Annotated in this window: 12 protein-coding genes; 6 read left to right on the forward strand and 6 right to left on the reverse strand. The window is 62.9% G+C overall.

All coding sequences use genetic code 11. The features are described 5' to 3' along the window. Window positions 1-210: 210 nt before the first annotated feature. From NKH52_RS01300 to NKH52_RS01310, 3 genes are all read left to right on the forward strand, one after another. On the forward strand, window positions 211-1,029 hold the full coding sequence (locus NKH52_RS01300) for a chromate resistance protein ChrB domain-containing protein (RefSeq protein ID WP_352729087.1): 819 nt from the start codon (window positions 211-213) through the stop codon (window positions 1,027-1,029). Beyond that, the gene (gene chrA, locus NKH52_RS01305; protein WP_352729085.1) at window positions 1,026-2,414 is read left to right on the forward strand and encodes a chromate efflux transporter; all 1,389 of its coding nucleotides are present in this window, start codon (window positions 1,026-1,028) and stop codon (window positions 2,412-2,414) included. The genes NKH52_RS01300 and chrA overlap by 4 nt, the downstream gene beginning before the upstream one ends. Window positions 2,415-2,477: 63 nt before the next feature. Further along, a complete protein-coding gene (locus NKH52_RS01310) occupies window positions 2,478-2,876 on the forward strand; it encodes a hypothetical protein (protein ID WP_352729083.1) in 399 nt (132 codons plus the stop codon). Window positions 2,877-2,922: 46 nt separating this feature from the next. Here the strand turns inward: NKH52_RS01310 and NKH52_RS01315 are convergent, their stop codons facing one another. From NKH52_RS01315 to pdxR, 3 genes are all read right to left on the reverse strand, one after another. Then, a complete protein-coding gene (locus NKH52_RS01315; RefSeq protein ID WP_352729081.1) occupies window positions 2,923-4,152 on the reverse strand; it encodes an aromatic ring-hydroxylating oxygenase subunit alpha in 1,230 nt (409 codons plus the stop codon). A 64-nt stretch (window positions 4,153-4,216) separates the two neighbouring features. Next, window positions 4,217-5,806: a trimethylamine methyltransferase family protein gene (locus NKH52_RS01320; protein ID WP_352439702.1), complete on the reverse strand. Its 1,590-nt coding sequence runs from the start codon at window positions 5,804-5,806 to the stop codon at window positions 4,217-4,219. Window positions 5,807-5,995: 189 nt separating this feature from the next. Further along, window positions 5,996-7,489, reverse strand: a complete 1,494-nt coding sequence (pdxR, locus tag NKH52_RS01325) for a MocR-like pyridoxine biosynthesis transcription factor PdxR (RefSeq protein ID WP_023811490.1) — start codon at window positions 7,487-7,489, stop codon at window positions 5,996-5,998. A gap of 270 nt (window positions 7,490-7,759) precedes the next feature. Here pdxR and pgi point away from each other — a divergent pair, with 270 nt between their 5' ends. Together pgi and NKH52_RS01335 are read left to right on the forward strand one after the other, a co-directional pair. Beyond that, window positions 7,760-9,409: a glucose-6-phosphate isomerase gene (gene pgi, locus NKH52_RS01330; protein ID WP_502900142.1), complete on the forward strand. Its 1,650-nt coding sequence runs from the start codon at window positions 7,760-7,762 to the stop codon at window positions 9,407-9,409. A 5-nt stretch (window positions 9,410-9,414) separates the two neighbouring features. Then, entirely contained in the window at window positions 9,415-10,137 is a 723-nt protein-coding gene (locus NKH52_RS01335) for an HAD family hydrolase (protein ID WP_352729080.1), read from the forward strand. Between the two features lie 125 nt (window positions 10,138-10,262). Here NKH52_RS01335 and NKH52_RS01340 read toward each other — a convergent pair whose 3' ends face one another. Then, a complete protein-coding gene (locus NKH52_RS01340; RefSeq protein WP_352729078.1) occupies window positions 10,263-10,622 on the reverse strand; it encodes a winged helix-turn-helix transcriptional regulator in 360 nt (119 codons plus the stop codon). A 118-nt stretch (window positions 10,623-10,740) separates the two neighbouring features. On the opposite strand from NKH52_RS01340, the gene NKH52_RS01345 reads away from it, so the two are divergent. Further along, window positions 10,741-11,619: an SDR family oxidoreductase gene (locus tag NKH52_RS01345; protein WP_352729076.1), complete on the forward strand. Its 879-nt coding sequence runs from the start codon at window positions 10,741-10,743 to the stop codon at window positions 11,617-11,619. A gap of 248 nt (window positions 11,620-11,867) precedes the next feature. Here the strand turns inward: NKH52_RS01345 and NKH52_RS01350 are convergent, their stop codons facing one another. Beyond that, window positions 11,868-12,605: a class I SAM-dependent methyltransferase gene (locus tag NKH52_RS01350; RefSeq protein WP_352729074.1), complete on the reverse strand. Its 738-nt coding sequence runs from the start codon at window positions 12,603-12,605 to the stop codon at window positions 11,868-11,870. Continuing rightward, on the reverse strand, window positions 12,602-14,608 hold the full coding sequence (locus NKH52_RS01355; RefSeq protein WP_352729072.1) for a long-chain fatty acid--CoA ligase: 2,007 nt from the start codon (window positions 14,606-14,608) through the stop codon (window positions 12,602-12,604). The genes NKH52_RS01350 and NKH52_RS01355 overlap by 4 nt, the downstream gene beginning before the upstream one ends. Window positions 14,609-14,785 lie beyond the last annotated feature (177 nt).

The following is a 14,785-nucleotide window of genomic DNA, read 5'->3' on the forward strand; positions in this document are numbered from 1 at the left end:
TTGATTCTGGATCGACGGATGGCGGCTTGATCAAATCAAGCCGCCGTCGGTTTTCCGGTCAGCGTGTTGCCGGATAGGTCGAGAACGGTCACCGTCCTTGACAAGCGCGCCCAACAAATCCACCATCATGACAAGGGGTGCATCGCGACGACCCCGTGAGGCGTCAGCCCAACGTTCGCGTCCAAGCTTCTCTTCCAGGAGGTGGACGCCATGCCGTCAACAACCGCTATCACTGTATCGCAACTGTCCCGGCTCATCGGTCTTCCGGGCGCGCCTGTCATTATCGATGTTCGCATCGATGCCGATTTCGACGCCGACCCGCGCCTGTTGCCGGCTTCGTGCCGGCGCGATTTCAAAACCGTTTCGACCTGGGCGGCCGCATTCGCCGGCAAGCCGGTGGCCGTCGTATGCCAGAAGGGGCAAAAGCTCTCGCAAGGCGTCGTTGCATGGCTGCGCCATGAGGGGATATCAGCCGAATCCCTTGAAAGCGGGTTTGAGGCCTGGCGCGATGCCGGGGGACTTCTGGTCCGCACCGCCAAAATGCCGCCACGCAATGAAAAGGGCGCCACCGTCTGGGTGACGCGATCGCGCCCGAAGGTCGACCGCATCGCTTGCCCATGGCTGATCCGGCGTTTCCTCGACCCCGACGCGGTGTTCCTGTTTGTCGAGCCCGCTGAAGTATTGGCTGTTGCCGACCGCTTTCAGGCCGTGCCGTTCGACATCGACAATGTGTTCTGGAGCCATCGGGGCGAACGCTGCACCTTCGACACGATGATCGAGGAGTTCGGGTTGGAATCCGAGGCGCTCGATCGCCTCGCCGTAATCGTGCGCGCGGCCGACACCGCAAGCCTCGACCTGGTGCCCCAGGCGGCCGGTTTTCTGGCTGCCTCGCTGGGTCTGTCGCGTATGTACCGCGACGATCTGGAACAACTGGAAGCAGGCATGCTGCTCTACGACGCGTTCTTCCGCTGGTGTCGCGACGCCACCGAAGAAACGCACAACTGGCCCGCTGCGGGTAAGCCGTCATGACCATTCTTGTCCCCGACAACAAGGCGGTGGCCGTCGAGCCGCCGGCTGCACCGACCTTCACCGAGGCCACGAAGGTCTGGGCGAGGATCGGATTGCTCAGCTTCGGCGGACCTGCCGGGCAGATCGCGCTGATGCACAAGGAGCTGGTCGAGGACCGGCGCTGGATCGGTGAACAGCGCTTCCTGCATGCGTTGAACTACTGCATGTTGCTGCCTGGCCCGGAAGCCCAGCAACTCGCCATCTATGTCGGCTGGCTGCTGCACAGGACGATCGGCGGCCTTGTCGCCGGCGTCCTGTTCGTCTTCCCGGGCGCGCTCGTCATGCTCGCCTTGAGCAGCCTTTACGTCCTCTATGGCGACATGCCACTCGTCGCGGCGCTGTTTTTCGGGGTGAAGGCGGCGGTGCTTGCCATCGTCATCGAGGCAGTGATCCGGATCGGACGGCGCGCCCTGAAAAACCGGGTCATGGTGTCGATCGCGGTCGCGGCGTTCATCGCCATCTATGCGTTGAATGTGCCGTTTCCGCTCATCGTCTTGTTCGCCGGCCTGACGGGATGGCTGGGGGATCGCATTGCTCCCGGCCTGTTTTCCGGCTCGGCCCATGGCAAGGACGATGTTGCCGACTTCAAGGGAGCGGTCGACCTGATGTTCGAACGCGGCGAACTCGCCCATGTCAAACCGACCAAATGGCATGCACCGCGCACCGCCGCCATCTGGCTGCCGCTCTGGCTCGGGCCTGTTCTTTTGATCTGGTGGTTCACCGGCTCTGCAAGCGTCTGGACCGAGATAGGCCGGTTCTTCAGTCTCATGGCTGTCGTCACCTTCGGTGGCGCCTACGCGGTGCTTGCCTATGTCGCGCAGGCAGCCGTCCAGTCCTTCGGCTGGCTGGCCCCTGGTGAAATGGTTGATGGCCTTGGGCTTGCCGAAACGACGCCAGGGCCGCTCATCCTGGTACTGCAGTTCGTCGGCTTCATCGCCGCGTTCCGCCATTCCGGCTCGCTGGACCCGTTGCTTGCCGGATCGCTGGGGGCGTTGCTCACCCTGTGGGTGACGTTCACGCCCTGCTTTTTCTGGATATTCCTCGGGGCGCCCTACATCGAGGCGTTGCGCGGCAACAAGGCATTGTCGGCCGCACTGGGCGCGATCACCGCCGCAATTGTCGGGGTGATTATGAATCTGGCCCTATGGTTTGGCTTGCACGTCATCTTCCGTGAGGTGCATGCGACGGGTCTTGGCATGAATGTGCCGGTGCTTTCGTCGATCGACTGGCGCGCGGCCTTGCTTTCGGGTGCCGCCATGATTGCCATCCTGAAGCTGAAGATCGGCATGCTGCCGACACTCGCGCTATCCGCCCTTGCAGGGGTCTTGCTGGCGGCGGCTGGTTAGATAGCACCGCCTTTGTAATTCGCTTGCCCACCACCTAAGTGGGCTGGAACGGAAGGAAACATCATGGCCGGACGGCGCTCTTCCCTCGGCTTCCTCGGAATGTTCGGCCGCTCGGGCGACTTGAGGCAGCTCGACGATGCATTGCGCGGCGCGGATCTGCATCCAGCCCTTGTGCCGGAGGGCGTGAAGCTTACCCTGGTCAATCTCATGAAGGATCGCTGGCCCGACGAGCCGCCACGGGATACCTATGCGTCGGTGGCACAATTATGCAGCTATTGCATCGCGGGTCCCGAAACCTTCGAGCAAGCCAATGGCCATGAGCGGACGCTGGAAGCCGAGCGCCGCATCGAGGCGGCGCTTGAAACCGGCGACAGCCTCGACGCGCAGATCGTGCTGATGACACTGCATGCCAAGCTCATCAACCCCGAAGTCGTCGACCGATACGGGCTCAGCGCGGAATGACGCGAAAGGCAGGATCTGCCTGATTCTCCCAAGGCAGCCGAGCCGTTCAGGCCCGGCTGATCTCCTCGAGATACCAGCCGATGTAGCGCAGTTCGTTGTATTCCATCGGCGCGATAGGTCCGGGCACGAAATAGTGCGAGCGCACGCCGCGCGCGGTGTGCTCGATGATCTTCTTGTCTTCGTCGGTGGTGACCTTCCATAGCCAGGTCAGCTTCTCCAGATCGTAATCCTGACCCTCGACCGCGTCGCCGCGCACCAGCCAGATCAGTTCCATCTCGCATGTACCAGCCGTTTTCGGGATGAATCGGTAGATCATGCCGTGATCGGGATAGCAGACGAGGAAGGTCGTGCCGCCGAGATGGATGGAAGTGACGCCACCGTCATAGTCGGTGAAGCGGCCCATCAGCGGGGCCACCGGAGAGCCGTCCTGGCTGCCGCTCGAAACGCCGTCATAGAGCGCGTAGCGGAAGGTGTCGATTGCTTCCTGACCGGCCGCCGAGTTCTGCCAGCGGTTGGCGCTGCCGATCTCGATGCCGAGCGCGCAGGTGCGCTGCTCCATCGCCGCATTGAGCTGCTCGATCATCTCGGCCGGTTTTTCCAGCGCATGCGTCTGCGAATATTCCGGATGCGCCGGTCCGCAATGGTAACATTCTACATAGTTCTCGACTGCCAGCTTCCAGTTCGCGTCGAGCGGATAGGACTGACGATACGCCACCTTGGCGTCGCCCCAGCCATATTGGCCGCAGCTCGTGCGCAGCGACTGTTCGATCGGATCGAAATCGAGCGGCGTCTCGGCGAAGGAAATGAAGACCAGACCGGATGCGACGCGGACATGAAGCTTCTTCAGCCCGTGCGCCGTGCGGTCGAAATCCTTCGGCATCAGGCGGGCAGCGCGCAATGAGCCGTCGTTGGAATAGCTCCAGGCGTGGTAGGGGCACACGAACATCTTCGCGTTGCCCTTTTCCTTGGTGCAGACCTCGGCACCGCGGTGGCGGCAGACATTGAGCATGGCATGCACAGTGCCATCCATGCCGCGTGTCAGGATGACCGCCTCGTCACCCAGCTTGAACAGCTCGAAATCGCCGGGGTTCGGGATAACGCTGGCATGGGCCAGGCAATGCCAGTGGCGGCGAAAGACACGTTCCATGTCGCGCTCGAAGATCGCCGGGTCATGATAGAAGGCACGCACCAGGCCGTGGCCTGGCCGATGAGATGCCACCAGCCGATCGATCGCGTCGCCGTCGGTGGGGGCTTGCTGGATAGGATGCACACTCATTTGTCGCTCTGCCCGATGGTTGATCCTGGGTGGTGGCTGCATGGCTGCACGAACTCGTCTCCGGTCAGCCGCCCATTTGCGTGCGCGGCAGGTGGATCAGGTTGCCGAAGCGGGCACGCAATCTGTCGTCGACCTGTTTTGGCACATGGCGCGGAAATCGTTCGGCAAGAATGCGCTTCTTCTCGGTGATCGCACGCAGCAATATATCAGGCCGGCCTTTTTCGTTCCATTCCTTCGGCGAGGAACGATCGCCGAGGGCGGGATAGAAGTGCTCGGTCTGCATCAGCTTGAGCGTTTGCTCGTTGTCGAGATAGTGGCCCGGACCCTTGAGGCAGACCTCGGCTATGCTGTCGATCGACAGGGCCTCGTCAGTCACGTCGATGCCACGCGCGCAGCCCAGGCAATGACCGAGCATATCGTTGTCGATGACCAGGCTCTCCAGGCAGAAGCCGAGCAGCGAGGCATGCATGCCGGCCGCCTCGTAGACGAGGTTGAGGCCGGAGAGGCCGGCCATCACATTGGTGATACCCTTTTCGTAGCCGGACTGAATATCGGGCAATTTCGAATCAGTCATGCCGGCGGCGGAGCCACCGGGCAGGTCGTAGAATTGCGCCATCTGGGCACAGGCCGCCGTTGCCACCGACTGCTCGGCCGACCCGCCCGCCATGGCGCCGGTGCGCAGGTCCGACATGAACGGCCATGCGCCGAAGATCGCCGGATGGCCGGGCTTGAGCGCGTTGACATAGACCAGGCCGGCCAGCACTTCGGCCACTGCTTGCACGACGGCGCCGGCCATCGCCGCGGGTGCTGTGGTGCCGGACTGGCCGGTCGACAGCAGCAGGATCGGGATGCCGCCTTCAACGCAGGCCTCAAGCACGCCGCAGGCATCCTCGGCGAATTTCATCGGCGGCACGACGAATGAGTTGGAGTTGGAAACGAATGGCCGGGCGCGGAAATTCTCCTCGCCGCCGGCGATGGCGTACAGCATTTCAAGCGCAGGCTTCACGTTCTCACGCACGGTGAAGGATGTTCCGACGTGCTTCGATGTTCCCATCACACAGGCATAAAGCGTGTTGAAATCCATCTCGAGCGGATCGGCGATGTCGCGCGCCACCATCGGCCGCTGGAAGAAATGGATGTTGTCCAGCCCATCGACGATGCGGGCGGCATCATAAATATCCTGCAGCTTGGACTCGCGGTACTCGCGCTTTTCGATATCCACCAGGTGCACGGCGATGCCTGCCGTGCCGTAGTGCACGCGCTTGCCCTGGACCACCATGTCGTGCCTGGGGGCCTGGCCATGAAGTGTGAAATGTCGTGCCGCCCGCTTGATGGTGTCGAGCACGAGCGCGCGCGGAAAGCGGACCCGGCCATCGTCGCCATGGACCGCCCCCACCTTGGTCAGTACCTTTATGCAGGAAGGAATGGCGTTGGCGAAACCCACTGTCTCCAGAAGCGTCAGCACGCCTTCGTGGATACGCTCGCGGTCATCCCCGCGCAGCGGCCCGTAGCCGCCGCCCTCGATGGCCTTGTGCTGTGGTCTGGTATCCTCCACTAGGGGAGATGATCGCATGGCATGTCCTGTTTCGCGAAGACCGGAGCGTTGTGGACGACGGTTCGCCGGCGTGTCCTGCTGTTCGACAGCCACTGGCATGGAAGCACTCCACCTTCGTCGGCAGGAACTCGTGGCGGTTGGTCCACCATCGGCCTGCTTCTTCCCCTGACGCCGACTATGCCGCCGGCACTGGCCCATCCTATGGGCCAGCTGGCCCAGTTCCATGTGCCAGAACTAAAATACCGGAGCCGCTGCGAGCGGCTCCGGTCACGAGAGATCAACGATGGATCAGGCGGCTGCGGGTCTGCGTCCGGCGGCCGTGGCCAGTTCGCGAATGCCTGGCTCGATGTGCTGCAGTGCGATCGACGAGATGCCCAGCCGCATGAAACGCGAAGGCTTTTCAGTGCGATCGAAGAAACGGTCGCCTGGCTCGATGATGACGCTGCGCGAGGCCGCTGCCTCGGCCAGCCCGCGCGAATCGGTGCCGCGCGGCCCTTCGAGCCACAGCGACGTGCCGCCGGCCGAATCGGTCGAGCGCCATTCCGGCAGGAAGGCGGAAATCGCATGGACCAGCCGCTTGCGCCGTTCGTCGAAGGCCGACGACAGCCGCCGCACCAGCGCCTCGTGGTGGCCGAGCGACAGGAACAGCGCGACGGCGCGCTGGTTGTTCGCCGGCGGATGACGCAGCATGAAGCGGCGCAGCGCCCTGAGTTCCGCGATCAGTCCCGCGGACGCCACGATGTAGCCGAGCCGCAGGCCGGGAGCCAGCGTCTTGGACATCGAGCCGACATAGACCACGCGGCCGGAGCGATCGAGGCTCTTCAGCGCTTGCTGCGGTGCCTCGTCGAGAAGCTGGCTGTCATAGCCATCCTCGATGATGATCTGGTTGTAGCGGTTGGCTCGCGCCAGAAGATCCTGCCGCCGCTCAGCCGACAACGGCACCATGGTCGGGCAATGATGGCTGGGCGTGACGAAGACGAAGCCGGAATCATTGGGAATAGAAGCGGTTACGATGCCGGACTGGTCGACCGGCACCGGCTGTATCTCTGCGCCCGCAAGGCGGAAGATCGAGCGGGCGTCGGGGTAGCCGGGGTCCTCCATCGCCACCTTGGAGCCTTTGGACATCAGCAGCGTCGCCAGCATGTAGAGCGCGTTCTGGGCGCCCAGCGTGACGATGATCTCGTCGGGATTGGCGAAGATGCCGCGCCGGGGCAGGAGCCGCGCCTGGATCTGTTCGATCAGCAGCGGATCGTCACGGTCGACCATGTCGGACGCCCAGTTGCGGATTTCCAACACCGCCAGCGCCATGCGGTTGCACTCGCGCCATTCGGCGGTCGGGAACAGCGCCGGATCGAACTGGCCGTAGACGAAGGGGTAGGACGACTTGATCCAGTTCTCGTGCTTGGCCGGCGGCGGCATGTCGCTGGCGAAGATCTTGCGGCGTGCCTTCCAGTCGATCTCGTTGGCCTGGTCGGGCGCCTTCTGGTGCGGCTTGGCCGGCGTCGCCAGCACATCGGGATTGACGAAATGGCCACGCCGCTCGCGCGCCACCAGGAAACCCTGGTCGACGAGCTGCTGGAACGCCAGCACCACGGTTCCGCGCGCCACGCCGAGTTTTTCGGCCAGGATCCGGCAGGAAGGAAGCGGCATCGAAGCGGCGATCTGGCGGTCGAGAATGGCGGCTACGATGGCCTGGCGGATCTGCGCCTGAAGGGTTTGGCCGGATTCAGCCGAAATCCGGAACAGGCCGGACCATATCGCCGTGTCGTTTCGCTGTGGCATGGGAGATTTCCTCGATGGCCAGCCTTTTTCGTTTGGCTGGACCAGCCGAACGTAACCGTGGCACAAGGGGTTGCGCCAATCAATTTTTCTGATCGTTGGGATTTATGCCAGTGATCCTTCACGCCATTTTGATGCTGCGCCGCGGCATAGCTGCGTGACTCCGTGCGTCATCGCTGCGCATTGAAACGGGTGGAGTTCGGCCCGATAGATTGTCGCGACGACACGCGCCGGAAACATCCGGTCCGTAATGATGGCTCGAGGTCTCGGAGTTTGGCAGTGGATCAATCGTCCTTTCAAAAACAGCTTGCCGCGTTGCGCGATCACCGCGCGGCAGCGCCCGCCAGCATGCGCCAGGCCTTCGCCGCCGATCCCAAGCGGTTCGTGGAATTCTCCGCCACCGACGGCGATCTGCTGCTCGACTGGTCGAAATGCGCGGTCGACGCGACCGCCATGGAACTGCTGGAAAAGCTCGCCCTGGCCGCCGATCTCGAAGGTCGCCGCGCCGCCATGTTCGCCGGCAAGAAGATCAACGTCACCGAGGACCGTGCCGTGCTGCACACGGCGCTGCGCAACCTTACCGGCAAGGGCGTCACCGTCGATGGCCAGGACGTCAAGGCTGACGTCATCGCCGTGCTCGACGCCATGGGCGCCTTTGCCGATGCCGTGCGCTCGGGCAAGGCGGCCGGCGCCACCGGCAAGAAGATCACCGACATCGTCAACATCGGCATCGGCGGTTCCGATCTCGGCCCGGCCATGGCGACGCTGGCGCTGGCGCCCTATCATGACGGGCCGCGCGCCCACTACGTCTCCAACATCGACGGCGCCCATATCCACGACACGCTGAAGGGCCTCTCCGCCGAAACCACGCTTTTCATCATCGCCTCCAAGACCTTCACCACCGTCGAAACGATGACCAACGCGCAGACGGCACGCGACTGGGTGCAGAAGGCGCTCGGCAAGGAAGCGGTCGGCAAGCATTTCGCCGCCGTCTCCACCGCACTCGACCTAGTCGCCAAGTTCGGCATCGCGCCGGATCGCGTGTTCGGCTTCTGGGACTGGGTCGGCGGCCGCTATTCGCTCTGGGGCGCCATCGGCCTGCCGGTGATGATCGCTGTCGGCCCGCGGAATTTTCGCGCCTTCCTCGATGGCGCCCATGAGATGGACGAGCATTTCCGCACCGCACCGGTGCAGGAGAACCTGCCGGCGCTGCTTGGACTGGTCGGCTGGTGGCATCGCGTGATCTGCGGTTACCCGGCGCGCGCCGTCATCCCTTACGACCAGCGCCTGTCCAGGCTGCCGGCCTATCTGCAGCAGCTCGACATGGAATCGAACGGCAAGAGCGTCACCCTCGAAGGCACAGAGGTGACGACGCCGACCGGACCGCTGGTCTGGGGTGAGCCCGGCACCAACGGCCAGCATGCCTTTTTCCAGCTGCTGCACCAGGGCACCGATTTCATCCCGGTCGAGTTCCTCGCCGCGGCCGTCGGCCACGAGCCCGATCTCAAGCATCAGCACGATCTGCTGCTCGCCAACTGCCTGGCGCAGTCGGAAGCGCTGATGAAGGGCCGCACGCTGGACGAAGCCCGCGCCCAGATGCTGGCCAAGGGTATGAAGCCGGCCGAGGTCGACAAGATAGCCCCGCACCGCGTCTTCTCCGGCAATCGCCCCTCGGTGACCATCCTTTACCGCAAACTCGACCCGCGCACCTTCGGCCGGCTGATCGCGCTCTACGAGCACCGCGTCTTCGTCGAGGGCACGCTGTTCAACATCAACTCCTTCGACCAGTGGGGCGTCGAACTCGGCAAGGAACTGGCCACCGGCCTTCTGCCTGTCGTGGAGGGCAAGGAAAGTGCCGCCAAGCGGGACGCATCGACCGCAGGCCTTGTGGGATTCATCCACCATTTGCGTGGCTCGGAGTGAAAAGCTTGGCAGACATCAAGGGAATATTGTTCGACAAGGACGGCACGCTTGTCGACTTCAACGCTACCTGGCTCGGCGTTGCCGACTTCATGGCCATGGATGCGTCTGAAGGCGATCGCTGGAAAGCCGACAGGCTGCTGGCCGCCGCCGGCTTCGATTTCGCCAACAAGCGCTTTAAGCCTGACTCGATATTTGCCTCCGGCACCAATCTCGACGTCGTCGAATTGTGGTTTCCGCGCCTGTCCAACGAGGACCAGATGCTCGCGGTTGCCCGCTTCAACGAGATCACCTCCGTACAAGGCTCGGCGATGGCCGTGGCGCTGCCGGGCATCATCGACACGCTGACGGCACTGCACAGGAAGTCCTACCGGCTTGGCGTCGCCACCAACGATTCGACCAGCGGCGCGGAAAAGACGCTGGTGACGCTCGGCGTCGCCCAATTGTTCGACGCGGCCTATGGCTACGACGCGGTGGCCAATCCGAAGCCCGCGCCCGACACGATCCTGGCCTTCAGCGATCTCACAGGCCTCAGGCCGGCGGAAATCGCCATGGTCGGCGACAACCGCCACGACCTCGAAATGGCGCGTGCCGGCGGCTGCGGGCTGGCGGTCGGCGTGCTCTCCGGCACCGGCACGCGCGAATCGCTGGCAGGCATTGCCGACGTTGTCCTGGATTCGGTCGCCGACCTGCCGGACTTTCTTTCGGCGCGGGTCAAGGAGACGATCTGAGTCCAACACCGGCGCAAAATCAACTTGGGCTTTTCCGCCAACGGCTGAGATCGGGTGGAAAGGAGACAGGCAGTTCCTCGGTCTGTTTCTTCAAAGGCGGACCTTGGTCGCCAGATTTGGGACCGCTACGCAACTGCGGAACGGCGCGATCGATTTTGCACGATCAGGGCTACCTCGGGCGTATGATGGGTTCCCCATTCGCACAAGGGCGCGAGTACTCCGGCCAGGCTGTAACCAAAGTCGGTTAGTTCATACTCGACGTGCGGCGGCACCGTCTGAAAGTCAATGCGACGAATAACGCCATCATCCGTCAGTTCTTTCAGGTGCTGAATCAGCATTTTTTCGCTCACATTGGTAACGAGCCTGCGGAGTTGACCGGTGCGTTTGGGCCCGCTGGCCAGATGATAAACGATAAGCGGCTTCCACTTGCCGCCAAGGATGGCAAGAACCGCTTCAAGGCCGCATTGGAAGTTCGTCTCGGTCAACTTGATCTCCGAATCTTGGCACTTACCAAATAGTCGGTACTGGTTTGCAGGTATGTTTCGTCCTAGCTGGGTCGGACGACAATGTCGATGTGCAAAAAAGTCCAAAGGAAATCACCCCATGGCCAAGATCCTCGTAACTGGCGCAACCGGCAATATTGGCCGAAAGACTCTCCAACATCTCCTGAAGCGGTTGCCCGCCACCGATCTCGTCGGCCTGGCCCGCGATCCCGCCAAGGCGGCCGATCTGGCGGCCGATAGGATTGAGACTCGCCAGGGCGACTATCTCGAGTATGACGGACTGGTGCGCGCGTTCGAGGGCATTGATAAGCTAATGCTCGTATCCGCCACGGCCTTTACCGATCGCAATACCCAGCACCAAAATGCCATTAGCGCAGCTCGGCAGGCGGGCGTTAAGCACATCGTCTATATGCCGATCATCCACGAAGCAGGATCCGCCTTCACCTTGCCGGATATCACCGAGCAGGATCTGTTCGTCGAGGAAAAACTGAAGGCATCCGGCCTAGCCTACACGCTCGTCCGTCATCCGCCCTTTATCGAGAGCATCTCATTCTACATCGGCGAAAAAGCCCTGGAGACCGGGGTTCACGTGCCGGCTGGTGCGGGCAAGGCGGGCTATGCCAGCCGTGACGACCTGGCAGAGGCGCATGCCATTGTGCTGAGCGAAGAAGGCCATGAATACAAAACTTACTCGCTGTATGGCGATCCCGCCGTATCCTTCGCGGATGTCGCACAGATCCTGTCGGATATCAGCGGCAAGCCAGTGCCGTTTGTTCCCGGCTCGGATCAGGATTACATCGACCACTTAGTGGCGGCGGGTCTGCCCGAGCAGGCCGCCCGCTTCGCGCTTGTGTGGGTGCAAGGCATCAACGCCGGAGAATGGGGCGGCACGGCGGGGGATCTCGAGAAACTCTTGGGCCGCAAGCCGGTGACGGCGACCGAGTTCTTGCGAGCCAACCATGCGGCACTACAAGCTTGAGACCGTGACCTGAACAACTGGGCGTTAGACAACACAACATCGACATTGGCAGCAACGCGCCATCCCGCCGTTTTGCGACTCGCCGAGCCACCCTACGACGCTCAACTGGTGCGCCTTGGATCATACCCCAATTTTGCGCCGCCGAACGTCAGCTCTGTATGGCAGCTTTCTGGCAGTCGTACTCACCTGACAAAGGTCCGAAACGAGGTCGAATCTGGTCATCCGAGTGACTGGGATTGATCTCAGCGTTAGCGCTCTTCCGCCTCAAACGAAAAGACACCGCTCGGCCTGGTCGCGGCACCCTTCGCGTCGCCGAAATCCGGCACCTGATATTCGGCCAGCAACCTCAGCCGGGACAGCGGCAGGTCGTTGCGACGGGGATCACCGACCAGCACCTCGATCCCGGCTGCCAGGCAACGATCGAGGAACGGAGTAACCCTTAGAGCAACCTCACGGCCGTAGAACACGTCGCCTGCAAGCACGAGGTCGACGGCCGGCGGCGGACCCCTGGTGATGTCGTCTCCGATCACGGTGATGGCGACACCGTTGGCCGCCGCGTTTAGAGCGAGCGCGGCAACGCCGTTGCGGTCGATCTCTGCGGCGATGACTTCGCGTGCCCCAGCCTTGGCGGCGGCAATGCCGACAAGACCCGAACCGGCGCCGAGGTCGAGCACGCGGCGACCGGCCACCGTTTGCGGGTGGTCCAGGATGTAGCGCGCAAGCACCGCGCCGCCGGCCCACACATAAGCCCAGTAAGGCGGCTGCGGCTCGGGTCCATCGTTGTCCGCCTCGATCGTGTCGTCATCGTCGCCAGCGCTTTGGTGCGGATCTATGAGCCGTCTCAGGCCACTGGCCGGATGCGGTGTATAAAGCTGGATCTCAGGCACCGACGGCACCGGGGCGAGGCGCATGTTCGTCCTGATGAATTCTGCCGGGTCAGGACGGCAAGGTGCATTTACGGCATCCGCGCCGCCGGCTGCAATCATTCGCGCAGCGCTCGCCGCAGGATCTTGCCGACCGGCGTCTTCGGCAGCTCGGTGCGGAATTCGATGTATTTGGGCCGCTTGTAGCCGGTCAGGTTCTCACGGCAAAAGGCGGTGATTGCTTCGGCGGTCAGCGCCGGATCTTTCTTGACGATGAACAGCTTCGGCACTTCGCCCGAATGCTCGTCCGGCACGCCGACCGCCGCCACTTCGAGCACGCCCGGATGCATCGCCACGACTTCCTCGAGCTCGTTGGGGTAGACGTTGAAGCCCGAGACCAGGATCATGTCCTTCTTGCGGTCGACGATCTTGGTGTAGCCGCGTTCGTCCATGAAGCCCATGTCGCCGGATTTGAAGTAGCCATCCTTGGTCATCACCTTGGCGGTCTCATCGGGCCGGTTCCAGTAGCCCGCCATCACTTGCGGTCCTCGGATGCAGACCTCGCCGACCTCGCCGAGCGGCAAATTGTTGCCGTCGTCGTCGCGGATGGCGATCTCGGTCGAGGGCAGCGGCAAGCCGATGGTGCCGGTGAAGTCGCCGGCGGTGAACTTGTTGGCGGTGGCCACCGGCGAGGTTTCCGAGAGGCCGTAGCCTTCGGTGACCGAACAACCGGTCAGCGTCTTCCAGCGTTCGGCGACGCCCTTCTGCACCGCCATGCCGCCGCCCAGCGTCAGCACCAGCGGCTTGAAGTCGAGCTTGCGGAAATCCTCATTGTTGAGCAGCGCGTTGAAAAGCGTGTTGAGGCCGGGAAAGATGTGCACCGGATATTTCTGCAATTCGTTGACGAAGCCGGGAATGTCGCGCGGGTTGGGAATGAGCACATTGCGGGCGCCTTGCTGCATGCCCATCAGCGCGTTCACGGTCAGCGCGAAAATATGATAGAGCGGCAGCGCGCAGATGAAGTTGGGGTGCGCCGGTTTCGGCTTGATCGTGTAGGCATCCTCCATCCACTGCGCGTTCTGCGCGACGTTGGCGAGCACGTTTCTGTGCAGCAGTGTGGCGCCCTTCGACACGCCCGTGGTGCCGCCCGTATATTGCAGGAAGGCGACATCGTCGGCTTCCACCTTGGCCGGCTTGAAGCCCATGCCGGCGCCGGCCTTCATGGCGGCATTGAACTTGACATGGCCGGGCAAGGACCATGCCGGCACCATCTTCTTCACGCGGCGCACGACGAAATTGACGATCGTGCCCTTCAGGCCGCCAAGCATGTCGCCCATCGCGGCGACCACCACATGCTTGACCGTGGTCCTGGCGATCACCGCCTGCAAGGTGTTGGCGAAGTTCTCCAGGATGACGATGGCTTGCGCACCGGAATCCTTCAACTGGTGTTCGAGCTCGCGCGGCGTGTAGAGCGGATTGATGTTCACCACCACATAACCCGCTCGCAAGATCGCCATCATCGCCACCGGATATTGCAGCACGTTCGGCATCATCAGCGCGACGCGCGCGCCTTTCTGCAGGCCTTTCGATTGCAGGTAGGCGCCGAAGGCCGCCGACAGCCGCTCGACATCGGTGTAGCTGATGGACTTGTCCATGCAGGTGAAGGCCGGCTGCGCGGAAAACTGCTTGCAGGCGGCGACGAGGAAATCGCCGATCGAGCTGTAGGGCAGGGCACCGATCTCGGCCTGCACGTTTTTCGGATAGCTCTTGAGCCACGGCTTTTCCGGCAAGCCGGCGGCCAGCGCCGTCAGCGTTTTCGGCAATCGGTTGGCGGTGGCGTCGGCCGGCCTTGCCGCCGGTGGGGTCTTCATCGCCGCGGCGGCTTTCGACGCCGGCCTGGCAGCGGGCTTTGCCGCCCCCGCTTTATTTCCCGACGCCGTCTTTCCGGCCGCGGCCTTGGCCGGGGCTTTCACCACTGGCCTTGTGCTTGCCCTTACGGGCGCCGCGGCCGCCTTCGGCGTGGCGGCTTTGGAAACGGGTGCTTTCGGCTTGGCAGTACCGGCTGCTTTCGACGGCGCCTTGGCTCCCGCTTTCACCGGCGCCGTCGTCCTTGATGCTTTTGCCAACCGTTCCTCCCTGGACAAGTCTTGTTCATCCGCGCCGCGCTCGCCCCTGAATTGACAAGGACGCCCTCCGCTGCGGCCGCTACACCCTATGTATTGCCTCCGTTGGTGACCGTGCAAGTCTTGCCCTTGCGGCACATGGCGAAAGATTTGCCGTCGAAAGTCTTTGCCGCCGCCAGC

Origin of the sequence: Mesorhizobium sp. M1066 (assembly GCF_040318635.1) — a bacterium.
Lineage (GTDB): Bacteria > Pseudomonadota > Alphaproteobacteria > Rhizobiales > Rhizobiaceae > Mesorhizobium.

Bases quoted from the DNA above. Each gene is read 5' to 3' on its own strand.
- NKH52_RS01350 (WP_352729074.1), bottom strand. From the start codon at position 12,605: ATGATTGCAGCCGGCGGCGCGGATGCCGTAAATGCACCTTGCCGTCCT.
- NKH52_RS01310 (WP_352729083.1), top strand. From the start codon at position 2,478: ATGGCCGGACGGCGCTCTTCCCTCGGCTTCCTCGGAATGTTCGGCCGC.
- pdxR (WP_023811490.1), bottom strand. From the start codon at position 7,489: ATGCCACAGCGAAACGACACGGCGATATGGTCCGGCCTGTTCCGGATT.
- NKH52_RS01300 (WP_352729087.1), top strand. From the start codon at position 211: ATGCCGTCAACAACCGCTATCACTGTATCGCAACTGTCCCGGCTCATC.
- NKH52_RS01345 (WP_352729076.1), top strand. From the start codon at position 10,741: ATGGCCAAGATCCTCGTAACTGGCGCAACCGGCAATATTGGCCGAAAG.
- NKH52_RS01315 (WP_352729081.1), bottom strand. From the start codon at position 4,152: ATGAGTGTGCATCCTATCCAGCAAGCCCCCACCGACGGCGACGCGATC.
- chrA (WP_352729085.1), top strand. From the start codon at position 1,026: ATGACCATTCTTGTCCCCGACAACAAGGCGGTGGCCGTCGAGCCGCCG.
- NKH52_RS01320 (WP_352439702.1), bottom strand. From the start codon at position 5,806: ATGCCAGTGGCTGTCGAACAGCAGGACACGCCGGCGAACCGTCGTCCA.